Source organism: uncultured Oceanisphaera sp. (assembly GCF_947495715.1).
In the GTDB taxonomy this organism is placed as follows: domain Bacteria; phylum Pseudomonadota; class Gammaproteobacteria; order Enterobacterales; family Aeromonadaceae; genus Oceanimonas; species Oceanimonas sediminis.
Genome location: NZ_CANLZU010000016.1, coordinates 1 through 22,322 on the forward strand (window position 1 = coordinate 1; position 22,322 = coordinate 22,322).

The 22,322-nt window shown below is 57.4% G+C and carries 20 protein-coding genes and 1 pseudogene; 12 read left to right on the top strand and 9 right to left on the bottom strand.

Annotation, left to right across the window (positions count from 1 at the left end):
• The first annotated feature begins 674 nt into the window (after positions 1-674).
• From Q0753_RS11050 to Q0753_RS11065, 4 genes are all read left to right on the top strand, one after another.
• Positions 675-2,132 (top strand): CHASE2 domain-containing protein, encoded by a 1,458-nt coding sequence (locus tag Q0753_RS11050; protein WP_298720599.1) that lies wholly within the window; start codon positions 675-677, stop codon positions 2,130-2,132.
• On the top strand, positions 2,095-2,421 hold the full coding sequence (locus Q0753_RS11055; RefSeq protein WP_298720601.1) for a hypothetical protein: 327 nt from the start codon (positions 2,095-2,097) through the stop codon (positions 2,419-2,421). The genes Q0753_RS11050 and Q0753_RS11055 overlap by 38 nt, the downstream gene beginning before the upstream one ends.
• A complete protein-coding gene (locus Q0753_RS11060; protein ID WP_298720604.1) occupies positions 2,418-3,941 on the top strand; it encodes a M48 family metalloprotease in 1,524 nt (507 codons plus the stop codon). The genes Q0753_RS11055 and Q0753_RS11060 overlap by 4 nt, the downstream gene beginning before the upstream one ends.
• Before the next feature lie 289 nt (positions 3,942-4,230).
• On the top strand, positions 4,231-4,929 hold the full coding sequence (locus Q0753_RS11065; protein ID WP_298720607.1) for a phosphatase PAP2 family protein: 699 nt from the start codon (positions 4,231-4,233) through the stop codon (positions 4,927-4,929).
• 4 nt (positions 4,930-4,933) lie between these two features.
• Here the strand turns inward: Q0753_RS11065 and Q0753_RS11070 are convergent, their stop codons facing one another.
• From Q0753_RS11070 to rnk, 3 genes are all read right to left on the bottom strand, one after another.
• Positions 4,934-5,836, bottom strand: a complete 903-nt coding sequence (locus Q0753_RS11070) for a LysR family transcriptional regulator (RefSeq protein ID WP_298720610.1) — start codon at positions 5,834-5,836, stop codon at positions 4,934-4,936.
• Between the two features lie 71 nt (positions 5,837-5,907).
• Positions 5,908-6,864, bottom strand: coding sequence for an AEC family transporter (locus tag Q0753_RS11075; protein WP_298720613.1), 957 nt, complete (start codon positions 6,862-6,864; stop codon positions 5,908-5,910).
• 122 nt (positions 6,865-6,986) lie between these two features.
• Entirely contained in the window at positions 6,987-7,394 is a 408-nt protein-coding gene (rnk, locus tag Q0753_RS11080; protein ID WP_298720616.1) for a nucleoside diphosphate kinase regulator, read from the bottom strand.
• A 240-nt stretch (positions 7,395-7,634) separates the two neighbouring features.
• On the opposite strand from rnk, the gene Q0753_RS11085 reads away from it, so the two are divergent.
• The 6 genes and pseudogenes from Q0753_RS11085 to Q0753_RS11110 all read left to right on the top strand — a co-directional run bounded on the left by Q0753_RS11085 (position 7,635) and on the right by Q0753_RS11110 (position 12,850).
• Positions 7,635-8,237, top strand: a complete 603-nt coding sequence (locus tag Q0753_RS11085; RefSeq protein ID WP_298720621.1) for an OmpW family outer membrane protein — start codon at positions 7,635-7,637, stop codon at positions 8,235-8,237.
• Positions 8,238-8,624: 387 nt separating this feature from the next.
• Positions 8,625-8,831, top strand: a pseudogene (locus Q0753_RS11090) (hypothetical protein); the annotation flags it as partial.
• A 36-nt stretch (positions 8,832-8,867) separates the two neighbouring features.
• Entirely contained in the window at positions 8,868-9,770 is a 903-nt protein-coding gene (gene metF, locus Q0753_RS11095; protein WP_298720625.1) for a methylenetetrahydrofolate reductase, read from the top strand.
• A gap of 209 nt (positions 9,771-9,979) precedes the next feature.
• Complete coding sequence (locus Q0753_RS11100; protein WP_298720627.1) at positions 9,980-10,987, top strand: DctP family TRAP transporter solute-binding subunit; 1,008 nt, start codon at positions 9,980-9,982, stop codon at positions 10,985-10,987.
• A 74-nt stretch (positions 10,988-11,061) separates the two neighbouring features.
• On the top strand, positions 11,062-11,556 hold the full coding sequence (locus tag Q0753_RS11105) for a TRAP transporter small permease (protein WP_298720629.1): 495 nt from the start codon (positions 11,062-11,064) through the stop codon (positions 11,554-11,556).
• Positions 11,546-12,850, top strand: a complete 1,305-nt coding sequence (locus tag Q0753_RS11110) for a TRAP transporter large permease (RefSeq protein WP_298720632.1) — start codon at positions 11,546-11,548, stop codon at positions 12,848-12,850. The genes Q0753_RS11105 and Q0753_RS11110 overlap by 11 nt, the downstream gene beginning before the upstream one ends.
• Positions 12,851-13,569: 719 nt before the next feature.
• Here the strand turns inward: Q0753_RS11110 and Q0753_RS11115 are convergent.
• Positions 13,570-15,816 carry a heavy metal translocating P-type ATPase gene (locus Q0753_RS11115; protein WP_298720635.1) on the bottom strand — a complete coding sequence of 749 codons (2,247 nt, stop codon included), beginning with the start codon at positions 15,814-15,816 and terminating at the stop codon, positions 13,570-13,572.
• Between the two features lie 34 nt (positions 15,817-15,850).
• On the bottom strand, positions 15,851-16,774 hold the full coding sequence (locus tag Q0753_RS11120) for a LysR family transcriptional regulator ArgP (protein WP_298720638.1): 924 nt from the start codon (positions 16,772-16,774) through the stop codon (positions 15,851-15,853).
• A gap of 112 nt (positions 16,775-16,886) precedes the next feature.
• Between Q0753_RS11120 and Q0753_RS11125 the strand changes: the two genes are divergently transcribed.
• Entirely contained in the window at positions 16,887-17,504 is a 618-nt protein-coding gene (locus tag Q0753_RS11125; protein WP_298720641.1) for a LysE/ArgO family amino acid transporter, read from the top strand.
• Between the two features lie 113 nt (positions 17,505-17,617).
• Here Q0753_RS11125 and Q0753_RS11130 read toward each other — a convergent pair whose 3' ends face one another.
• The 3 genes from Q0753_RS11130 to Q0753_RS11140 form a co-directional block, all read right to left on the bottom strand.
• Complete coding sequence (locus Q0753_RS11130) at positions 17,618-18,886, bottom strand: O-acetylhomoserine aminocarboxypropyltransferase/cysteine synthase family protein (protein WP_298720644.1); 1,269 nt, start codon at positions 18,884-18,886, stop codon at positions 17,618-17,620.
• A gap of 68 nt (positions 18,887-18,954) precedes the next feature.
• Complete coding sequence (locus Q0753_RS11135; protein WP_298720646.1) at positions 18,955-20,331, bottom strand: ATP-binding protein; 1,377 nt, start codon at positions 20,329-20,331, stop codon at positions 18,955-18,957.
• Positions 20,312-21,037, bottom strand: a complete 726-nt coding sequence (locus Q0753_RS11140) for a response regulator (RefSeq protein ID WP_298720649.1) — start codon at positions 21,035-21,037, stop codon at positions 20,312-20,314. Before Q0753_RS11140 ends, Q0753_RS11135 begins: the two co-directional genes overlap by 20 nt.
• A gap of 181 nt (positions 21,038-21,218) precedes the next feature.
• On the opposite strand from Q0753_RS11140, the gene Q0753_RS11145 reads away from it, so the two are divergent.
• On the top strand, positions 21,219-21,689 hold the full coding sequence (locus Q0753_RS11145) for a hypothetical protein (RefSeq protein ID WP_298720652.1): 471 nt from the start codon (positions 21,219-21,221) through the stop codon (positions 21,687-21,689).
• A gap of 96 nt (positions 21,690-21,785) precedes the next feature.
• Here the strand turns inward: Q0753_RS11145 and asnC are convergent, their stop codons facing one another.
• Positions 21,786-22,256, bottom strand: a complete 471-nt coding sequence (asnC, locus tag Q0753_RS11150) for a transcriptional regulator AsnC (protein ID WP_298720870.1) — start codon at positions 22,254-22,256, stop codon at positions 21,786-21,788.
• Positions 22,257-22,322 lie beyond the last annotated feature (66 nt).

Here is a 22,322-nt window from a genome sequence, read left to right on the forward strand (position 1 = left end):
TTAGAATACCGGCCTGTCACGCCGGGGGTCGCGGGTTCGAGTCCCGTCCACTCCGCCATTATTCAAAAGCCCTGCTCTAACGAGCAGGGCTTTTTGCTGTCTGTCGTTCGGTAAATTCATCCTTTCCCATGCCGTCAAATCCCTTCTCGTGACCAAACCGTGACCATTTTGTAGCAATCTGGAAAACTAACTGATCTGTTTGGCTGCCCCGATAAAGGTCGAACGAAGGGGCGAGTCCACCGACACGCTGCAATTGAATGACACTCACCGTTTCAGCCAGCTACAAGCATTCACTGGATACGCGGTCAGGCTGAAACGATTCGTCACGGCGAGGCACGCTCGCCCCATGTACGCTCAAACACATGACGTCCGACCGCCGAAGGCTGGCGGGAGTGCCAGCATTGCAGGAGCCTTTGTTGACCTGTTATGTGATGGTCGCTGGAGTGGATCCCCCTTAATCCGCCCCTCTGCTGCGGCGTCGCCTGTGGGAGCTGACTCTGTTGCCTCTCGTGTCCAGTTCTAAACAAATCATATTTTTACTTACGTTGGTCTAAAAACCTGGTTGTTTAAAGTGATGGCAATCGGATTTGTATCAAGGCTCCGTATGGGTATAATCCGAAGGTTGCGTCAGATTTTGACGCTTATGTAGTGGTAAACACACAAGGGGGCACGTATTGGCAAGGGAGCTGCTCAAACTGACCAATTGGATTCGGCGTCTGTTTCATGCGTTTCTGCTGACATTATTGATGTGGGCAGTTCTGGTTGTTTCGCCTTTCGGTTTCGGTGAGCACCTGGACAAGTATGTCCAGGATCTTATCAATACCCAGGCGGGGCACTGGATTTATCCTGATACCCGGCAGGATGAAGTTGTGGTATTGCTTCTGACGGATGAGATAGTCGATGCCGTTCTGCGGGGACAATGGCCCGCGCCTTACTCTTTTCATGCTTCAATTCTGGATGATCTGCTGGTTCATCAACCACGGGCTCTGTTTATCGATTTTTATTGGATGAACCAGCTCAAGCCCGGCGCTGGAGAGCTGGTTCATGTGCTGAAAAACTACCGGGCAGCCGGAATTGAAGTATACCTTTCGGCACCGTCGCAGGAATGGCTGAATAATTTCTGGCCGGAGCTGGCCGGGTTGGTAATTCCCGTATCACCTCAAATCGTTATGGATCCCATGGACTTCGTTGCACGGGCCTATACGCAGGGTAATAACGAGCTGCCATCGGCGGCTTTCGCGATCGTCAACAACTTGAATCATGGGCTCGAGAATACAGAATCTCGTGGAGACATGGATATCTTCTGGGGCACGAAAAATAATATTCGTAATCAGGCCTGGATGACATCAGATACGGCACAGGATGATTGTTTTCTCGACAGCTTGTTACGAGGTTTCACACAAGTCGAAACGCCGGTACCTTATTCAACAACCGTTTTTGTCCGGGATCTTATCAACCCGGTCGGCCGTACCGAAGATGAAGCCCTTGCCGAGCTGGATGATCATCTGAAAGACAGAGTTGTCGTTTACGGTGCCAGCCTGACCGGTATTCAGGATGTGGTATTTACTCCGACCCGGGAAATTCTTCCGGGCGCCTATTATCACGCCATGGCGCTGGACAACCTGCTGACGTGGGGAGAGCAGTTCAAGGCGGCTACTCCACGCTGGCCTGACGGTATGGAAGGGTTATCGCTGCCATGGTTGCAGTTTTTTTTGCTGCTGCCGATTGCCTGTTTCGTGTGTTTTCGCAAAACAAACAACGAAGACTCCCAGCATGAAGATAACGATTACCTCTGTTATCCGACTTTCTTCGGGCGGCTGTGTGGCTTTGCAGTCAGCCGAGTCCGCCAGTCTTACCCGACTCTTCGTTTTTGGCTGGCCATTTTATTCTATGTCACCCTGGTGTGCTGGATACAATTCAGCCTGCTTGATTTATCGGTGGCGACCTGGGCGGGCTTCATCGAAATTTTTGGTGCGGGTATCGTGCTGGAGCGTCTCAGCCTGGTCGAACGCATCACCTCATTTCCAAAACGTCTATACCGATTTTATCAACCACAGGAAGGAGTGCGCAGTGCGGAGAATAACCATATTTCTGATGCTTTCACTGACAATGCTGGCCGCACAGGCGAGTGATGTCATCAAGATTACGGAATTCAGACGGGCACAAATAAATCTGTTTGACCCTGTCAGCCTTGAGCGAGTGAAGAAGGTGGATACCGGAACGCTTGAATTACCGTTGAATATACTCGAAGTAAAACCGAGTGGGCACTATGTTGTGGAGATTGAAAATGAGCGCTATTCAATAAAAAAAAGAATGGTTCGTACAGATCGAACCTATGAATTGAACAGTTCCTGTAAAAATGTGCTGGCTGCCAATCTTGATGCTGCGACACGCGGACTCGGCAATGGAGAATGCAAATGAGGCGGTCAACTTCAGCTCTTGTTGTCATTACCATGTTGCTGGCGGGATGTAGCTCTAGCGTACTGCCCAGTCGCCTGAATGCGGATAAAACGCTGCTGTCTCAAACCGGCAAGCAATATTCCAGCGGTCTTCTCGGCATTGGGGAAGAGCAGGATCGCTATCGTAATCAAAGTCTCGGGCTGGGACTGATTAGTCACCCTGCAGCAGAGACCTATATTAACGAGCAGTTGGAGAAACTGAAACAGGCCTCTGGTATTAGTGATCTTCCCGGCCGAGTCTATTTGTTCGCGGATACGGCTCTGGGTGCTCGAGCCAGTGCCGACGGCAATATTTATATTCCCTATGCCATGTTAAAGGATCTGGACACCACCGATGAGCTGGCCGCACTACTGGCTCACGAATTGGCCCACACCATACGTAATCATAACAGCAGCGATGTTTTCGTAAAATTCCAGAAAAAAGCGGTGGTGGCGGCGACGCTGTTTGCCAATCTTAAAAGTAATGATGCGGGAGTCATCCGCAGTGAAGATGAGCGTCGAATAGAGAATGCATTTACGGCCTTGATGGTCTCGGATGGTTTTATTAATCCAGGGTGGACGCGGAGGCAGGAAGAAGAAGCCGACAAGTTGGGGCTGGATTTGATGATGGCAGCCGGTTACAACAGTGAGGCCATGTTTACCCTGCTGGACAAGTTGACCTCCTGGGAGGAAATGAACAAGCAGCGGCAGTCCAGTGATAACGAACTTGTTAAAAATGCCTTGGAATCCGTCAATTTGAATGCCGAAAGCATTCCCTTCGGCGAGACGGTGAGCGGGGTGCTTGAAAAATCCGCCGGTAAGATGGATTCCTTGCTGAGTCGTTTCAACAAGGATCATGACTCGGCCGAGGATCGTTATAACATGCTGCTCGACTACGCCGATAAACACTATCCCGATGCTTCCAGTCCCGGTCAGGAACGTCGTCAATGGCAACAAATCAGCAAAAGTCGACAAACAGACAATATATGGCGTGGTTTGCAGCATATCGTCGATGCTAGAGAATCCATGACCAGGGGAGAGCTGGCATCTGGCGAACGCAGTATTCGGGACGCCGTCAATGTGCACACCCGGCACCAGAACTTTGTCAGACAATCCTACTATGAGTTACGTTCTGCTCAGGGGAAAACATCCAGCATGGAGCAAAACCTGCAGCTTGGTTTGAAGGGGGAATATCCCTCCTTGATGATGCATATCGAAAAGACTCGATTGTTGACGGAGAAGAGAGACAGTAACAATCAGCGACAGGTGTTGCCACTGCTCGACATATTTGACGACTATGGTCGGCCGCCCGGTTATTACCATCAGGTTATTGCTCTGGCTGAAGACGCAGGCCTGAGCGCCAAGGTGACGACACTCCTGGCCGACTGCTTTGCACGCTATGCAGGAGAAGGAATAAACTGCACCGTTGAAAGCGAGGAAAAAGAGGAAAGTACTGACCTGTCATACGGTAACTTTATAAGCGGACTCTTCAAGAAGGAATAACGTAAATTCATCTTCCGGGTGACCTTAACTCATCGCTGCTGATTGTGAGACAGAGTTCGGACCGAGAGCAGGCTCCCGTGTACCAAGGTCATTTGGCCGCACGGGTGCAGGGAGTCTGCTATGGCCTTTGTCACGAATGACCTTGTCTGGAGACCGGTTATTTAACTTTCTTGCCGGTGAATGTGCGAAAGGTGCGTCATTCCATTTAACCCGGCCGTTTCGGCGCTTAGTAGCTGCAAAGTCTCAGTGAAATTCCGTACAATGCTCGCCTTATTACAAAGGGGGCGCTATGCCGATTCAATACAATAAACTGGTGTTCTGGAATCTGGTGGCAATCGCCGTGCTGGGCAGCTGGTTCTGGTTACCGAATCATGGCTTCTGGTTCGATATCGACAAGGCCATTTTTTATTATTTTAACGACAAGATCGGCGTCAGTGACGGTTGGGTGACGGCTGTTGCCATTGCCAACAACCGAGCCTTCGATGGGGTGGCCTTGCTGGCAATGGGCGTGCTGTACTACAGCTATTATCGAGGAGCCGGCCCGGAGCAAAAGCGCCAGCTGTTGATTATCGGTTTGATGATGCTGCTGACGGCGGTCGGGCTTAACCAGCTGGGTCGTGCCGTTCCGGTGGAAAGACCGAGCCCCACCCTGACCTTCGAGAACGTTTTCCGCCTGACCGAGCTGGCAGGCTTCAAGACCAAAGACGCCTCCGGTGACAGCTTTCCCGGCGATCACGGCCTGATGTTGATGATCTTTACCGCCTTTGTCTGGCGTTTTCTATCGTGGAAGGCGGGACTCTGGGGCTGTGTATTTGTGGTGGTTTTCTCTGCGCCCCGGGTAATGGGAGGTGCACATTGGTGGAGCGATATTTATGTAGGCGCTTTTTCGGTAGCCTGCTTTGGCATGGCCTGGCTGATGCACACCGGTGTGTTTGATGCGGTGCTTGCCTGGTTGGGCCGTTATTTGCCCCGTTTAAACCGAGGCTGAGCCGCTATTTACTCTGATGGAACAGGGTCGGGATCTGGCGAATCAACCAGCTCTTGGCCTTGCCCATAGCATCTCTTCGCCAGGCCAGTACCACGTCGGTCGTCTCTCTGCTGCTTCCCGCTACTTCCTTTAACTCTCCTCGTTCCAGCATGTCTCCCAGCCAGGATTGCGGCACCGATGAAATACCGAGTCCGGCTTTCAGGGCAATGATCTTGTCCTGCATGGTACCGACGGTCAGTCGCGATTGTTTGTCGAATAACCTGAAGGTCAGCGGCGGCTTGAAGCGGGCACTGTCTGCCACGGCGATGGCGCGGTAACGGCTGAATACCTCTTCGGTCAGCGGTCCTGTTTCCCGATGAATGGGATGCTGTGGATGAGCCACGTAGATGAAGGTTTCCCGGTACAGAAACTGAGTCTTGATGCCGGGGCTGACGATGGCATCGTTGCGCAGGGGGGTAATGGCCATATCGGCCCGCTCGGTTTCCAGCGCTTCCCAGGTACCGGCCAGCACTTCGTGGGCCAGTTTGATATCGGTATCTGTCTGTTGCGACAAGGCGTCCAGCACGGGGAACAGCAGCTGGCTGGGCATGATGGCGTCGATGGCCAGAGTGAGTTGGGTTTCCCAGCCCAGTTCGAGTGCGCGGGCATCTTCCACCAGGCGGCTGGCCGCCTGCAGCAGCTGTCGTCCCCGCTCCAGCACGAGCCGGCCAACCGGGGTAAACTGGGTTTTGTGGCCGGATCGATCGAATAGCGCCAGATCGAGCTCGTCTTCCAGTTTCTGCATGGTATAGCTGAGTGCAGAGGGCACCTTGCCCAATTCATCGGCGGCGGCGGCAAAACTGCCTCGGCGCTCGATGGCGTCGAGCACGCGCAATGCCTCCAGCGTCAGGGCTTTTTCTCTCGACATGATATTTGGCTCTACTTGTGTGCATTACGGCAACCATAACCCAGCCGGAATCGGGTTGCATACGGTCGTGTTTAAAACCAGCCCATCCCCTTCAGCAGGGCGGCGCCGAGACTGGTGCTCAGCAGGGAGCCCAGGGTGGTGACCGCGATGATATTGGCGGCCAGCACCGCATTGCCGCCCATGGCGCGCACCATGACGTAGCTGGCGGCGGCGGTGGGCGAGGCGTTGATCAAAAACAGGATGGCCAGTTCAACATCACGAAAACCGACCAGATAACCGCCCAGGGTAATCAGGGCGGGAATCGCCAGTAACCGCAGCAGGGTAACGCCAGGCAGCAGTCTGTTCTCTGCGCTGCCACCCTTCAGACTCAAACTGGCGCCGGTGCACAGTAATGCCAGCGGCAGCGTCATCTGTGCCAGGTACTGGCCGGTCTTCATCAGCGTTTCCGGCACCGTCCAGTCGCTGGCGGCAAAGGGCAGGGCGGCGACAATACCGATAATCAGCGGATTTTTGATGATCCCCAGGAGTATCTTTCTTATCGGCGGGCTTCCGCCCTGATTCAGGCTGCGATTCAAGGTGATCACCGCCAGAATATTGAACAGTATGGTCAGGCAGGCCACGTACATGGCGGCGGCGGCCACCCCCTGGCTGCCATAGGCATTGTTAACGTAGGCCAGACCCACGATGCCCATATTGGCGCGAAAGGCGCCCTGTACCAGAATGCCGCGTACGCGCTTGTCCGGCGTCATGCGAATGGCCAGCCACTCCAGCAATACAAAGGCCAGCAGCGTTGCCGCCATGCCATAAAGAATGAGCGAAGGACTGGCCATTTGGCTGAAGTCGGTTTGCGCTATGCTGGTAAACAGCAGCATCGGCAGGGCGATATTGAAGACCAGCTTGCTGGCTCCGTCGATAAAGCCTTCATTCATCATTTGGCTGCGGCGCAGGCCAATACCCAGCAACAACAGCAGGCAGATAGGGCCGGTAATGGAAATGGAAAACAGGACGCTGTTAATAAGCTGGTTCATTCAGTCTGGAATTAGGGCCCGGGGAGAGTCAGCATGCCTCGGGCAGCCATGGCGAGCAAGAGTGGTATTGCTTTTGGTTGCCTGTAAATAGAAAAAGGCGCATCAACGGCGCCTTTTTCTATTTATGACTGGTAATCGCCAGCACGCTCCGGCTGGTAGTCGATGGCCGTAATGGTCACCTGCAGCGTCTTGCCGTTAGGTCCGGGCCATTCGATGCACTGGCCAATCGCCAGGCCGAGCAGAGCCGCGCCGATGGGCGCCAGTACCGAAATTTTTTCTTTGGCACCATCCATGTCCCGTGGGTAGCACAGCGTCTTGGTAAAGGAGTCTTTGCTGCCGGCCATGGTAAAGGTAATGATGGAATTCATGGTCACTATATTGTCCGGCACCTCGGCGGGTGCGACTACCTTGGCCCGATCAAGTTCATTCTCCAACCGTCTGACAGCCTCCGAGTCGGGCTGCTTTTCAAGCAAGGCCTCGAGCCGGGCCAGATCTAAAGTAGATACAGTAATAGGTGGCAACTGGGCCATATAAACCTCCATAAAAAAGCAGGCAACGCCAAAAGCGCTGCCTGAACCCGATCACTAAGATATACCCCAATACAACTGCTTTAGCCAGCGGCGGTGCGGGCTATTTTCAGCGAATATGAAAAAGTTCCCGGCTTTGTTAAAAACCGACCTTAGTTTGCGTTAAATCAAAAAAGTTCCGCACCAAATACGGCAGACTGGCCCCAGTTGAAACTTCCCAGCATAAATATTTAAGGACCGAATATGAAAAAAGTCGCTTTACTGGTTGCCGCCGCCCTGATGGCCCCTTCCGCCTTTGCTCACCAGGCCGGTGATATTCTGGTTCGTGGCGGAGCCATGACAGTTGCTCCTACTACAGACTCAGAAGACACTTTTGACGTTGATTCAAACACTCAACTGGGCCTGACTTTTTCCTATATGGTTACCGACAACTGGGGCGTGGAATTGCTGGCTGCGACGCCGTTTTCACATGGTGTAAGCCTTAAAGGCTCAGGCGAAGTGGCGAATGTCAAGCACCTGCCGCCGACCCTGATGGCCCAGTACTACTTCGGCAACGCCCAGAGCAAGGTGCGTCCCTATATTGGCGCCGGCATCAACTACACCTTCTTCTTCGATGAGGAGTCTCGTGGTGATCTGCAAGCTATTGATGCGAATGTAGAAGCCGATGACTCCTGGGGGCTGGCGGCTCAAGCCGGTGTGGATATGGACGTGACCGATAACCTGTTTGTAAACGGCTCCATCTGGTACATGGACATCGACACCGACGTGTCTGTTAACGGCAACTATGTTGATACCGCCAACATCGATCCCATCGGCCTGATGGTTGGCCTGGGTTACCGCTTCTAAGTAATTTGCAATGTGGGTTGAGAGGCATTGAGCCTCGGCAGTGTTTTGGGCAGACCCTTTGGTCTGCCTTTTTTTTCCTTATCGATCCCTATCCCCTCCAGTAGACCTCGCCATCGTATCGACTTCCTCCGCTCTCAATATGCTTTTTTCATACTAATAAATCAGTGGTTATCACTTTTTACGAAGAAAACCTTGCCTCTGAATGTCTGGCCGTGTAAATATGAAGCCATGTAGACGTCTAAGTGTCTCTAGGGTCGCGAAGAGCGCGGAGAGAATAGGCCGTTTTCTACGCTACAAAGTACCACCGAGAGTTTTGTCATTTCTGGCCGCTGATGCGCTCAAACTCAGGGGTGGCGCGGCTCATATGAGGGGATTGGCAAGGCAGCGGACAGTACCCAGATCCACACACACATGTGTTATTCTGGGTTCAACGAAATCATCGAGTCCATTGCTCGTCTGCCCAGTGAGCGTATCTGGGTTAACCCCGACTGCGGTCTCAAGACTCGTAACCGGGAAGAAACCCGTGCAGCCCTGGCTAACATGGTGGCGGTCACGCAGGAATTGCGCAAGGCCTATGCCGAAGCCTGGGCATAAAGGAATGGTTTTAATTTAAGTTGTCAGGAGATAAACATGGGTTTTCACAGCGCGCGTCATGTAGAAGCGCTTAATCAGTCAATGTCCGAGCTGAATGGCGATATTAACGTCTCATTTGAATTTTTTCCGCCAAACAGCGAGAAGATGGAGCAAACCTTGTGGAGCTCCATCGAACGACTGAAAACGCTGGCGCCCAAGTTTGTCTCCGTCACCTACGGCGCCAACTCCGGCACCCGGGACAGAACGCACAAGGTGATCAAGGACATTCAGGATAAAACCGGCCTGATTGCCGCTCCGCACCTGACCTGTATCGATGCAAGCCGCGACGAGCTGCGCGGCATCGCCCGGGACTACTGGAACAACGGCATCCGGCAGATCGTGGCCTTGCGTGGCGATCTGCCCAAGGGCATCGAAAAGCCGGATATGTATGCCGCCGATCTGGTGAGCCTGCTGAAGGAAGAAGCCGACTTCGATATTTCGGTCGCGGCGTATCCCGAGGTGCACCCGGAAGCGAAAAGCGCCCAGGCCGATCTGCTCAGCCTGAAGCGTAAAATAGACGCCGGGGCCAACCGGGCCATTACCCAGTTCTTCTTCGATGTGGAGTCCTACCTGCGGTTTCGCGATCGCTGCGTGACCATCGGTATCGACACCGAAATTGTGCCGGGCATATTGCCGGTGTCCAACTACCAGACCCTGATCAAGTTTGCCGGTTTTTCCAACGTCCGCATTCCGAACTGGATGCACCAACGTTATGAAGGGCTGGAAGATGATCAGAACACCCGTAATCTGGTGGGTGCCAGCATCGCCATGGATCAGGTTCGGGTACTGAGCCGGGAAGGGGTGAAGGACTTCCACTTCTACACCCTGAACCGTTCCGAGCTGACCTACGCTATCTGCCACAGCCTGGGTGTGCGTCCGCCGGTGGCTGTCGCTCAATAAGCATTTTCTTATGAACACCGAAAGCCCCGCAACACCGTTGCGGGGCTTTTTTCATTCGTTAGTGGTGCAGGTGAGAAGCGGCGGTTAGGCTTCTAACCCGGATTGATGATTGACTTGCTTACCGTCTTCATTTCACTATTGCCTCCGTTTGTTCTCAGTTGGATCTACTTTCTGGCTGAATGGATCCCTCATCATCAAAAGGACTTCTTATGCGTATCAAACCGCTGACGTTTGCTTTGACTGCCGCCCTCGGCATGACCCTTGCGACTCCTTCTTTTGCCCAGGAAACCCGCGAGTTTTCCGTTTCCACCGTATTGTCTGACGCCTTCCCCTGGGGACAGGCGGCGGAAAAATGGGCCGAGCTGGTCAATGAGCGTTCCGACGGGCGCCTCACCCTCAAGGTGTATCCCAATGCGCAGCTGGTATCCGGCGACCAGACCCGTGAATTTTCTGCCATGCGCAGTGGCCTCATCGATATGGCGGTCGCCTCCACCATCAACTGGTCACCCCAGGTACCCGAGCTGAACCTGTTCTCGCTGCCTTTCCTGATGCCGGACGAGGCGGCCATCGACGCCATTACCCAGGGCAGCTCCGGTGAAAAGATCTTTACCGCCATCGACAAGAAAGGCGTCATGCCGCTGGCCTGGGGTGAAAACGGCTTTCGCGAGCTGTCCAATTCCAAGCACACCATCGACGGCCCGGAAGACGTGCAGGGTCTCAAGGTACGGGTAGTAGGCTCGCCGCTGTTTCTGGATACCTTCAGCACCCTGGGTGCCAACCCGACCCAGATGAGCTGGGCCGATGCCAAACCGGCACTGACCACCGGTGCCATCGACGGTCAGGAAAATCCGTTGTCGGTGTTCGATGTGGCACGAGTGGATCAGGTAGGCCAGAGCTATCTGACCCTGTGGCATTACATGGCAGACCCGCTGGTGTTCGGCGTGAACAAGAAGGTGTGGAAGTCGCTGTCCGAAGAGGACCAGACGCTGTTGCAGCAGGCGGCCGTCGATGCCGGTGCCTGGGAAATAGAAAAGTCCCGTAACGAGCTGAGCGATACCCTGGCCGCCATCAAGGAGCGAGGTGTCGAAGTCACCGAGCTGACTCCCGAGCAGCATCAGGCTTTCGTCGATGCCACCGCCGAGGTATATCAGAAGTGGATCCCGCGTATTGGTGCCGAACTGGTTGCCGAAGCCCAGGCGGCCATCGCCGCACGTTAACACTCTTTTATCTGGCCCGGCGGCAACGCCGGGCCGAATTCGTTACGTTGAACCTCCTGTCAAGAGTTGTACCCATGTCAAAATCTGCCCCCGATGCCCGGCCCGAGCGCTGGCTGGCGGCCCTTGCCCTGCTGGCTGTTTGTGTAATCAGCCTGGGCAATGTGGTGGTGCGCTACACCACCGATGCGTCCTTTGCCTTTACCGAAGAGTTTTCCGTGTTTCTGCTGGTGGTGCTGACCTTTGCCGGCGCCGCCGTGGCTGCCCGCCGCCATGTTCATATCCGTATCGAACTGGTGGAGGAGTGGCTGCCCGTTCGCCTGCGCCCGGTGCTGTATGTGTTGCAGTGGGCGGCCAGCGTGCTGTTGCTGGGCCTGGTGGTCTGGTACGGCGCCTTGCTGACCTGGGAGGAATATAGCTGGGAGTCGCTGTCCCCCGGCCTAGGCTATCCCACCTGGATTTACTTGATCTGGCTGCCGCTGCTGTGCCTGGCCATTATCTGGCGTCTGACTCAGAGCATGATGGAACGCTGCCGAGTCTGCCTGCAAGCAGGAGGTACTCATGAGTCCTGATCTCCTGATGTTGCTGGTGTTTGGCGGTGCCATGCTGCTGGGTGTACCGGTGGCGTTCGCACTAGGGTTGGGTGGTGCCGCCGGCATTGTGGTCGGCCTGTCGCCGGACATGCTGGCGACCCTGGGTACCAATACCTACAACAGCATCGCCAAGTACCCGTTGATCGCGATACCGCTGTTTATTCTTACCGGACTTATTTTCGAGCGCGCCGGGGTAGCGGCCAGCCTGGTGCGCTTTGCCCAGGCGCTGATTGGCCCGCGTCACGGCGGCCTGGGGCTGGTGGTGGTGCTGGTTTGTCTGATCATGGGTGGCATGAGCGGCTCGGGCCCGGCGGACGCCGCCGCCGTGGCCATGGTGATGCTGCCCAGCATGACCAGGGCCGGTTATCCCAGGCCGTTTTCGGCGGCGCTGATCGCCTCGGCATCGTCTACCGCCATCCTGATCCCGCCGTCGATCGCCCTGATCCTCTATTCGATTGTGGTACCGGGGGTGGATTTGCGGGCACTGTTCGCCGCCGGTCTGTTTCCTGGTCTGCTGGCGGGAATGTCGTTGCTGCTGCCGGTGTGGTGGTTGGCCAAACGCAACGGCTGGGAAGATCCGAGCCAGGGTGAACGACCGAACCTGAAAGAGAGTTTTATCAAGGCATTGCCGGCGCTGTTTGCGCCTGTGTTGATCCTGGGTGGCCTAAGGTCCGGTCTGTTCACGCCGACCGAAGCCGCGGTAGTGGCGGTGACCTACGGTCTGATCGTGGGTATTTTCGTCTATCGCCAGCTCAGCCTGAAGGATGTCTGGGGCATGCTCGGCGAGGCAGGCATGGTTTCGGGCGTGGTGATGATCATCATTTCGCTGGCGGGCATCTTCGCCTGGGCCGGTACTACCCTCGGCACCTTCACCCATCTGGCCGAGTCGATGCTGTCGTTGTCGGATCAGGGCTGGGTGCTGATGATACTGATCATGGTGCTGGTACTGCTGGCGGGCATGCTGCTGGATGCCATTTCCATTTACCTGATCATCACGCCGATACTGATCCCCCTGATGCAACATTTTGGCTGGAACCCGGTATGGTTCGGCATCCTGCTGGCGATGAATATTGCCGTCGGCCAGTTTACCCCGCCGGTGGCCATCAACCTGATGGTGACGACCCAGATTGCCGGTATCCGATTGGAGAAAACCTTCGGCTGGGCGCTGTTCTTCATGTTCACTATGCTGTCGGCACTGGTGCTGGTGATGCTGTTCCCGGGCATTGCATTGTGGCTGCCGGAACGGCTGGGTTATGTCGTCGGCCCCTGGTAACGTCATCAGCATATCCCCATGAGTCAAAGCCCCCGCAACCCAGGTTGCGGGGGCTTTTTTCATCCGTGAGGAGTCAGTAGTAAAGGGTTAGGGGTTATATCAAACAGATTATACCAATCTAAGTAAAAATATGATCTAGTTTAAAACTGAATACTCGAGGCAACAGAGTCACCTCCCGCGACACGCCACCGGGCTAGCCATCTTTGTTGGGTAACGGCTGCGAATATTCACTGGATATTCGGTCCATTACCCAGCAAAGATATACGGCAGCAAGCTGCCCCATGGGGGCTCGAAAAATACCATCTGACCGCCAGGGATGGCGGGAATGCCGGAACGGCAGGAGCATTTTCCGGCCCTGGCATTTCACGGTCGTGGGAGCCGATCTCTGTCCCCTCTCCTTAAGCACCGAGTTGTCTGCAGGGCACTCCCACAGGCGACGCCGCAGCAGAGGGGCGGATGAAGGGTTCAACTTTACCGACCATCACATGACAGGACGTCATGTGCTGAGCGTCGCAGGGATGCGGTTCAGCGTGTCGGTGGAGTCGACCCTTCGTTCGACCTTTTCGGGGCAGCCAAACAGATCAGTTAGTTTTACAGATTGGTATTAATCATTTGATCAGACGGTCATCCTGACGAAAGTCAGGATCTTCGTGCAGAAAGATACCGGGTCAAGCCCGGTATGACAGAGTTTTAAACACGGCATTATTGTCAGAAATTGATCACTCTTCACTACCTGTAAATCTCAGCAACCGAAGGGCGTTGAGGGTCACCAGAGCCGTGGCGCCGGTGTCGGCCAGTACCGCCAGCCACAGGCCGGTAATACCGAGGATACTGGTGACCAGGAAAATAGCCTTCAGCCCCAGCGCCAGGCCGATATTCTGGCGAATAATGCCGTGAGTGGCGCGAGACAGGCGCACCGCCTCGGCCAGCCCCGAGAGCCGGCTGTGGGTGAGGGCGGCATCGGCGCTGTCCAGCGCCACATCGGTGCCCTGACCCATGGCGATACCCACGCTGGCCTGCTTGAGGGCCGGGGCATCGTTGATGCCGTCGCCGACCATGGCCAGTTGGCGGGTCCGACCCAGGCTTATCAGTTGATCCAGCTTGTCCCGGGGGCTCAGTTCGGCGTGATAGTCGATATTGAGGTCGTGGGCAATACGTGCGGCGGCGGCCCGGTGATCGCCGGTCAGCATCAGGCAGCGGATGTTCAGCGCCTGCAAGGCGGCGATACCGGCTTGGGCATCCTCGCGCAACGGGTCATTCAGGGCGAACAGGGCGGCGATCCGGTTGCCGACCACCAACACCACCAGGGTATGAGCCTCGGCCCGCAGCCGGTCGATATGTGTTTGCTGCTCGACGGTGAGTATTCCGGTCGTCAGGTGTGTCGGGGTGCAGATCAACAACGGCTGCCCCTGCCACTCGCTTTCGATGCCGGCGCCGGGCAGGGTGCGACGATAAGGCAGAGGTTCAGGCGCAACACCTTCGGCACCGGCGGCGGCCACCAGCGCCTTGGCCAGCGGATGATGCGAGCCGGCCTCCAGTCCGGCGGCCAGGGTCAGCACCCGCTCTCGATCGAAGGGTGGATAGATGATCAGCTCTTGCAGTTGGGGCTCCCCCCGGGTCAGGGTGCCGGTCTTGTCGAAGGCCAGGGCGTCTATCTTGCCCAGCTGCTCGAGTGCCGCCCCGCCCTTGATCAGGATGCCCATGCGGCTGGCGCTGGTCAGGGCCGAGGTCACCGCCGCCGGGGTGGAGATGACCAGAGCGCAGGGGCAACCGATCAACAAGAGCACCAGGCCCCGGTAAATCCAGGTGTCCCAGTCGGCAGCCAGCCACAGCGGTGGTGCCAGCGCGACCAGAGCTGCCGCCAGTATCATCAGCGGGGTGTACCAGCGGCTGAAGCGTTCGATAAAGCGGGCTATGGGGGCCCGGTTGGACTCGGCCTGTTCCATCAGATGCAGGATGCGATCTATGGTGTTGTTGCCCGGGGCCGAAGTCACCCGAATTCGCACTGCCACGTCGACCAGCAGGCTGCCGGCGGCCAGCGACTCGCCCCGACTCCGGTCGACCGGCAGTGACTCGCCGGTGACGGCACTTTCATCAAATGCCGCCAGCTCGTTGAGCAGGATGCCGTCCACCGGCAGTCGGCCACCGGGGTGTACCTCAATTTCATCGTCCGGTTGCAGGCTGGCGGCAGTGACTTCTTCAATACCGGTGGCGCTAACACGCAGTGCCTTATCGGGGACCAGCGCCATCAGCGCCTTCACGCCCCGGCGGGCTTTATTGGCGGCCAGGCTTTCCAGCTTTTCTCCCACCAGGAACAGCAGCAGCACCATGGCGGCTTCGGCGGTTTCGCCAAGCAGCAGGGCACCTAAGGCGGCGACCGTCATCAGGGTCTCGATGGAAAAAGGCGAGCCGCTGCGCGCCAGTTGCAGCGCCTTGCGACCGATGGGCCACAGACCCCAGAGGGTGGCCAGAGTAAACAGCGGCTGGGCCGCGCCGGGGGTTAACAGGCTGGCGGCAGCGGCGGCCAGCATCAGGGCCAGCAGGGTCAGTATCGATGCGTACTGCTGCCACCAGGGAGCCGGGGTCTGCTCGGTGTCTTGCCCGGCCGAATGTTCGTCAAGGGGCGTAAAACCGGCGGCACGGATGCTCTGCTCTACGGTATGGGTGGTTGTGTCGGGCGTCAGCTGTACCTGCAATCGCTCGGTGGCAAAGCGCACCTCGGCACTCAGCACGCCGGGCAGACGGCGCACCGCGGTTTCGATCTTGCCCGCGCAACTTGGGCAGTCCATGCCGCCGATGCGCCAGTAGCGGGTCTGGCTCTGGTCGTTGTCATCGTCGGGGAGGCTGTCATCGCCTGTCGTTGCGGGCTGTTCGGCGCCGGGCTCTGCACGGGGTGCACACCGGTGATCATGCTGGTGTGCTGTATGTTCGCTTGTTGAACGGTTGTGATGGCAGCGCTGTCCCATGAGGCACTCCTTGTCTGAAAGGGGTGATCAGAGTTTAAACCCTGGATGTATCTCCAGAGTCAAGGGGCGGTAGCACCTGTCGGGCATAGTCGATCAGGCGATGGGACAGATGCTTGTGAATGCCCCGTTCCAGCAACCAGCGATGCCAGTACAGTGGCTCGGTGAGCCTTCCCTGCGGATACAGTTCGATCAGTCGTCCGGTCTGCAAGTCTTCTTCGATCATCAGCCGGGGGATCAGGCAATAGGCCGCCCCGGAGCGCGCGATGGCGACGAAGGCTTCGGCAGAGCGTACCGCATGGCAGGGATAGTCCCCGGGGGGCAGTCCGAAATGTTGTTCTATATAGCGGGCGTGCATGTCGTCGCGCTGGTCGAACGCGACCGCCGGTGCCTGCTGCAGGGCGGTCAGGTTCAGACCTTCGGTAAAGTAACGCTGCCGAAATGCCGGAGTGGCCACCAGTAGGTAGTCCATTTTGCCGAGGGCGTCGCAGCGACAGCCGGGCGGCGGCTCGCCATGCAGGCTGATGGCCCCGAAGGCCTCGCCGCGCTTCAGCCGCTCCAGGCTGCGGGATTCATCCTCTATCAGCAGGTTGAGCTCTATCGGGTGGCTGTGCAGCAGAGGCGTGAGCGCCGGGATCAGCCAGGTGGCCAGGCTGTCGGCGTTGGTGACGATAGTGACGGTGAGCGGTTTTTGCGGCGCGTCCGGCAACAGATCGGCCATGACGGCACTTTCCAGCTGGCTGACCTGACGATAATGGGCCAGCAGCCGTCGGCCCGCTTCGGTGGGCTGGGGTGGCTGGCCGCGCACCAGCAACGGCTGGGCCAGTCGCAATTCCAGCTGCTTGATGCGTTGCGACACCGCCGACTGGGTCAGGTGCAGCAGCCGGGCGGCCCGCTCGAAGCTTTGCTCGCCGACCACCTTGTCCAGGGCGGCCAGCAGCTTGTAGTCCAGTTCGCTCATACAGGCTCCCGCCATTAATTATTCTTATGATGATGAAGTTTTATTAGTTTTACTTAACTCTAACCGCTCTTTAGTCTGGTCGCCATTCGAGTCGACAAGGCGAGCATACGGAATGATGTACTGGTTACCCTGGGTGCAGGGATTTACGTTGGGGGCGGGGCTGATTATTCCCATCGGGGCGCAGAACGCCTTCGTGCTCAATCAGGGCATACGGCGGCAATATCATCTGCTGGTGGCGGCCATCTGCAGCCTGTTCGATGTGCTGTTGATAAGCCTGGGCGTGTTCGGTGGTGGCGCGGCGCTGCAGTCCCATGGCGTGCTGTACTGGGGCATCAGCCTGGCGGGCATGGCGTTCTTGCTGCTGTACGGTGCGCACTGCTGGCGCCGGGTATTCCAGCAGGGGCAGGCGGTGGCGCTGAACGGGCGTGAACGGGGGCTGAAGGCGGTGATCATCGGGGTGCTGGCGGTCACGCTGCTCAACCCGCAGGTGTATATCGAGACCGTGATGATACTGGGCTCGGTGGGCGGTGGCTTCGCCGAGCAGGACAAGTGGGCCTTCGCCATCGGGTGTTTCAGTGCGTCATTGATCTGGTTCTTTACCCTGGCGCTGGCGGCGGCGCGCATGAGCCACTGGCTCAACAAGCCGCTGGTGCAGAAGGGAATGGATGCCATCATAGGTACTTTGATGTGGCTGCTGGCGGCCAAGCTGGCGCTGGGGTTGACGGGGTAAATGACGATGCGGTGAACCTTGGCGCATCCAGGCAAAAAAGAGCCCCGTCGAACCTGGTTCGACGGGGCCATTTTATTTACTGCTGGTTATTCGAAACCGGTTTTCTTTCCGGATCAGGCCTTCAGCGCCTGCTCAAGGTCGGCAATGATGTCGTCGCTGTGCTCGATGCCGATGGACAAACGAATCATCTCCGGCTTCACGCCAGCCTGGGCCTGCTCGGCTTCGCTCATCTGGCGATGAGTGGTGGAGGCCGGGTGACAGGCCAGTGACTTGGCGTCACCGATGTTCACCAGCCGCTTGATGAGCTGGAGCGCATCATAGAAACGCACGCCGGCTTCATAGCCGTCCTTGAGCCCGAACGACAGAATGGCCGAGGGTTTGCCTTTCATGAAACGCTGGGCACGCTCGAAGTCCGGGTGATCCGGCAGACCGGCATAGTTGACCCAGGCCACCTGCGAATGATTTTTCAGGAAGTTGGCCACCTTGAAGGTGTTGTCGACATGGCGCTCCATGCGCAGCGGCAGGGTTTCCAGCCCCTGCAGCAGCAGGAAGGCATTGAGCGGCGCCAGGGCGCTGCCGGTGTTGCGCAGCGGCACGGTGCGGGCGCGGGCGATAAAGGCGGCGGGACCGAAGGCCTCGGTATAGACCACACCGTGGTAGGCGGGCTCGGGTTGGTTGAACTGGGGGAAACGCTCTTTGTGCTCGGCCCAGGGGAAGGTGCCGCTGTCGACGATGATGCCACCGAGCGAGTTACCGTGACCGCCGATGTATTTGGTGAGCGAGTGCACCACTATGTCGGCACCGAAGTCGATGGGCTTGCACAGCAGCGGCGTGGCGACCGTGTTGTCGACCACCAGCGGCACGCCCTGGGCATGAGCCACGTCGGCCAGCCCCTGAATATCGGCCACGTTGCCGGCCGGGTTGCCGATGCTTTCGCAGAATACCGCCTTGGTGTTGGCGTCGATCAGTCTGCCGATGGCGTCCGGGCTGGCGTCTTCGGCAAAACGGACCTCAATACCCAGGCTCGGCAGCATGTGGGCGAACAGGGTGTAGGTGCCGCCGTACAGCTGCGGCGTGGTGATGATGTTGTCGCCATTCTGGGCCAGGGTCAGAATGGCGTAATGAATGGCGGCACTGCCGGCCGACACCACCAACCCGGCGATGCCGCCTTCCAGCGCGGCTACCCGCTGTTCCAGCACGTCGTTGGTCGGGTTCATGATGCGGGTGTAGATGTTGCCCGGCACTTCCAGATTGAACAGGTCGGCGCCGTGCTGGGCGCTGTCAAACTCGTAGGCCACGGTCTGATAGATAGGCACGGCCACGGATTTGGTGGTGGGGTCCGTGGTATAGCCGTGGTGGACCGCCAGGGTTTCGTCTTTCATCGAAAACTTTCCTTGTTATTAGGGAGGTCGTCCAATGTAGAAACTTTCATCCTGGCTGTAAAGCGGCGTCAGTGCGGTAACCGCACCTGCACCAGCAAGCCGCCCTGGGAATGATTGTCCAGAGTCAGTTCGCCACCGTGCTGATGAATGAGGGTGCGGGCAATGGCCAGCCCCAGGCCGATGCTGCCGTCGGTCAGATCGCGGGCCGAATCGAGCCGGGTAAAGGGTTTGAATACTTCTTCCAGCTGATCCGGCGGTATGCCGGGGCCAAAGTCACGGATAAGTATTCGTATCTGGCCCGGTTCGTCGAGCAGCCTGACTTTCACCTTGTCACCGTATTTGACGCCGTTTTCCAGCAGGTTCTGCAGGGCGCGGCGCAGGGCGGTGGAGCGACCCCGGTAGAGAATGGCGTCTCTTTCTTCCAGGCTGACATCGTGGCCGTTGTCCTGCAGATCGTCGCACAGGCTCTGCACCAGGCTGGACAGATCCAGACTCCGTACCGGCTCGGCCATGCCGTCTTCCCGGGCAAACTGCAGGGTGGCGCTCAGCATCTGCTCCATGCGTTTCAGACCTTGTTGCAGTTTTTGCTTGTCTTCGCCGTCGGGCAAAAACTCGCAGCGCAACTGCAGGGTGGTGATGGGGGTGCGCAGATCGTGCGAAATGGCGGCCAGCATGCGGGTGCGATCGGACACGAAGCGATCGAGCCGGTCCTGCATGCGGTTGAAGGCAGACAGGGTTTCACGAATTTCACTGGGGCCGCTTTCTTTGAGTGGCTCGGCGCTGTCACCGCGACCCAGCCGCTCGGCCTGCCGGGCCAGCTCTTTCAACGGCCGAGTGGTCCGTTGCAGCAGCCAGATCATCAGCCCGGCCAGCAGGGCGGCGAGCAGAATAAAGGACAGGGTGGCCTTGATGGACCAGCCGGGTACTTCCCTGTCGGTCAAGGAGGTAAAGCTCAGCCAGCGGCCGTCAGCGAGTTCGATGGCCCCGCGCAGGCGAATATCGGCGCGCCGTGGCGGATGCCGATGCCGATGATGATCCGGCGGTGACCAGTCGGTCAGACCATGTCTGGATTCGGCACTGATATAAATGTTGAGCCGAGCGGGATAGTCGAGCTTGCTTCGCACGATGCGCTCGAAGTTGCTGCTGCGCTCGTCGGGCAGGAGGGCCTCGTCATTCAGCTGCAGGCGCAGGGTTTCGCTGCGGCTGGCGCGCAGAATTTCGCTGTGCAGGGCGGGAGGCGACTGATTGAGCAGGCTGGTAACGGCAATCAGCCGTTGCAGGGTAAAGCGGCTGTTGACCAGGCCCAGGGTCGCCTCGCGTTCCAGGCGGTAGATTTGCACCCCGGCCAGCTGGATCAGCAGCAGGGCAAACAGCGCAACCAGAATGATCTGGCCGGTCAGGCTGCCCAGCCAGTAGCGCAGGCGTTCACTCTTCATGATGTACATCGGCAGCCAGCATGTAGCCGCCGCCCCAGATGGTTTTGATCAGAGTGGGGTGACGGGAGTCCGGCTCCAGCTTGCGGCGCAACCGGCTGACCAGGGTATCGATGGCACGGTCGAAGGCCTGGGCTTCCCGTCCACGGGCCAGATCCAGCAGTTGATCTCGGCTCAGAACCCGGTTGGGGTGCCGGGTGAACACCCGCAGCAGATCGAATTCGGCGGTACTCAGGCTGATGGTGACGCCCTGGCTGTCGATGAGCTCGCGGCGGGCCGTGTCCAGCGTCCAGTGCGCGAAGCGCAGTTGTTTCGGTGAATCGATGACGGCAGGCTGCTCGGCCTGAGACTGGCGGCGCAACACCGCCTTGATGCGGGCCAGCAGTTCGCGCGGATTGAAGGGTTTGGGCAGGTAGTCGTCGGCGCCCATTTCCAGCCCGACGATGCGGTCGGTTTCCTCGCCCATGGCGGTGAGCATGATGATGGGCACCTGATTGCCCTGGCCGCGTAACTCGCGGCACAGGGTCAGGCCGTCGTCGCCGGGCAGCATCAGATCCAGAATAATCAGATCGGGCAACTGACGGCTCAGGTACTGGCGCATTTCCTGGCCGTCGCGCACGCCCTGTACCCGGTAGCCGTGTTGCTCCAGAAAACGTTTCAACAGATCACGGATTTCTCCGTGATCGTCGACTACCAGTAAGTGTTTGCCCTTGTTCATGTATTGCCCTCTCGTGGTTACTGCACCAGTATAAGCGCCTTGATTAGGGAAATAATGTCAAAGTATGGCAGCAGGCAAAGGCGTCACACTTTGTGACAAAAAAGCCGGTCGCCGACACAGTTGGCTGACAAGGAGCTGCTTTAATTGATAGCGAAACCACCACACAGCTTGAGGTCATATTATGAAAATCAAACACAGTGCTCTGCTACTTGCCGCTACCCTGCTGACGGCCCCCGTCCTGGTCAATGCCGCCTCTCACGGGGCGGAAGGTGCCGGACGCTCCGCCATGATGGAAGACTGTGAGCGCGGTGATCACAGAGGCATGCATGGCCGTGATCATCATGGCAAACGAGGCCATGGCATGATGGGCGGCAAGATGATGAATGCCGAGCGGTTTGAGCAACACCTGAGCAAGCGGCTGGAACAGCTGGATACTCCCGAGCTGAAGGCCCAGTTCTTTGCCACCCAGCGTGCCCGTCTGGCTGCCAGTGAGCAGCAACAGTTGATGCATCGTATGATGGCAGAGAGCAAGGCGGCCGGCATCGAGGATGCGGATCTGAAAGCCGCGACGCTGGAGAAAATTGCCGCCGACAGCAAACTGAAGCAGCTGCGGCTCAAACAGATGCAAGAGACTCTGAACAAGATGAAGTGAGCATCACTGAGCATAGGGTTAACAGGGTTGGGGGGTCCCCCAACCTACGATGCTTGTTTACCCGCGGCCAAGAGTGAGGGGGACTCACCCCTCACCTCAGGGAGTCACATCCCTGTCTATCGGCTGCTGCAGCGAGATCAGGGTTTCGGTGGACTGAATTTCGTCGATGGGCTGTAGCCGGTGGATCAATACCTGCTGCAGCTCGTCGATGGAGCGGGTCATCACCTTGATGAAGATATTGTAGTGGCCGGTGGTGTAATAGGCCTCGACTACTTCTTCCAGCTGTTCCAGCCTGGCCAGCGCCTGGGGGTAGTCCCGGGCGCTTTTCAGAATAATGCCGATAAAACAGCAGACATCGTAGCCCAGCTTCTTGGGGTTCACCTGTACCCGGGTGCCTTCGATGATCCCCGCCTGCTTCATCTTCTCTACCCGCACATGAATGGTGCCGGGGCTGACCGAGAATCGTTTGGCCAGTTCGGCATAGGGCACGCGGGCATTTTCCATCAGCGCCATCAGAATGGATTTATCCAGATTATCGATTCGATAATGAAGATCGCTTTTTTCCATCATATTTTGAATATCCTGCAAAAATAAGGCGGTATTTTGATGAATTTAAATTAAGTTTCGAGTTTT

Coding starts and splice junctions, on each gene's coding strand:
- Q0753_RS11055 (WP_298720601.1), top strand. CDS start 2,095: ATGCTTTCACTGACAATGCTGGCCGCACAGGCGAGTGATGTCATCAAG.
- Q0753_RS11060 (WP_298720604.1), top strand. CDS start 2,418: ATGAGGCGGTCAACTTCAGCTCTTGTTGTCATTACCATGTTGCTGGCG.
- Q0753_RS11065 (WP_298720607.1), top strand. CDS start 4,231: ATGCCGATTCAATACAATAAACTGGTGTTCTGGAATCTGGTGGCAATC.
- Q0753_RS11070 (WP_298720610.1), bottom strand. CDS start 5,836: ATGTCGAGAGAAAAAGCCCTGACGCTGGAGGCATTGCGCGTGCTCGAC.
- Q0753_RS11075 (WP_298720613.1), bottom strand. CDS start 6,864: ATGAACCAGCTTATTAACAGCGTCCTGTTTTCCATTTCCATTACCGGC.
- rnk (WP_298720616.1), bottom strand. CDS start 7,394: ATGGCCCAGTTGCCACCTATTACTGTATCTACTTTAGATCTGGCCCGG.
- Q0753_RS11085 (WP_298720621.1), top strand. CDS start 7,635: ATGAAAAAAGTCGCTTTACTGGTTGCCGCCGCCCTGATGGCCCCTTCC.
- metF (WP_298720625.1), top strand. CDS start 8,868: ATGGGTTTTCACAGCGCGCGTCATGTAGAAGCGCTTAATCAGTCAATG.
- Q0753_RS11100 (WP_298720627.1), top strand. CDS start 9,980: ATGCGTATCAAACCGCTGACGTTTGCTTTGACTGCCGCCCTCGGCATG.
- Q0753_RS11105 (WP_298720629.1), top strand. CDS start 11,062: ATGTCAAAATCTGCCCCCGATGCCCGGCCCGAGCGCTGGCTGGCGGCC.
- Q0753_RS11110 (WP_298720632.1), top strand. CDS start 11,546: ATGAGTCCTGATCTCCTGATGTTGCTGGTGTTTGGCGGTGCCATGCTG.
- Q0753_RS11115 (WP_298720635.1), bottom strand. CDS start 15,816: ATGGGACAGCGCTGCCATCACAACCGTTCAACAAGCGAACATACAGCA.
- Q0753_RS11120 (WP_298720638.1), bottom strand. CDS start 16,774: ATGAGCGAACTGGACTACAAGCTGCTGGCCGCCCTGGACAAGGTGGTC.
- Q0753_RS11125 (WP_298720641.1), top strand. CDS start 16,887: ATGATGTACTGGTTACCCTGGGTGCAGGGATTTACGTTGGGGGCGGGG.
- Q0753_RS11130 (WP_298720644.1), bottom strand. CDS start 18,886: ATGAAAGACGAAACCCTGGCGGTCCACCACGGCTATACCACGGACCCC.
- Q0753_RS11135 (WP_298720646.1), bottom strand. CDS start 20,331: ATGTACATCATGAAGAGTGAACGCCTGCGCTACTGGCTGGGCAGCCTG.
- Q0753_RS11140 (WP_298720649.1), bottom strand. CDS start 21,037: ATGAACAAGGGCAAACACTTACTGGTAGTCGACGATCACGGAGAAATC.
- Q0753_RS11145 (WP_298720652.1), top strand. CDS start 21,219: ATGAAAATCAAACACAGTGCTCTGCTACTTGCCGCTACCCTGCTGACG.
- asnC (WP_298720870.1), bottom strand. CDS start 22,256: ATGGAAAAAAGCGATCTTCATTATCGAATCGATAATCTGGATAAATCC.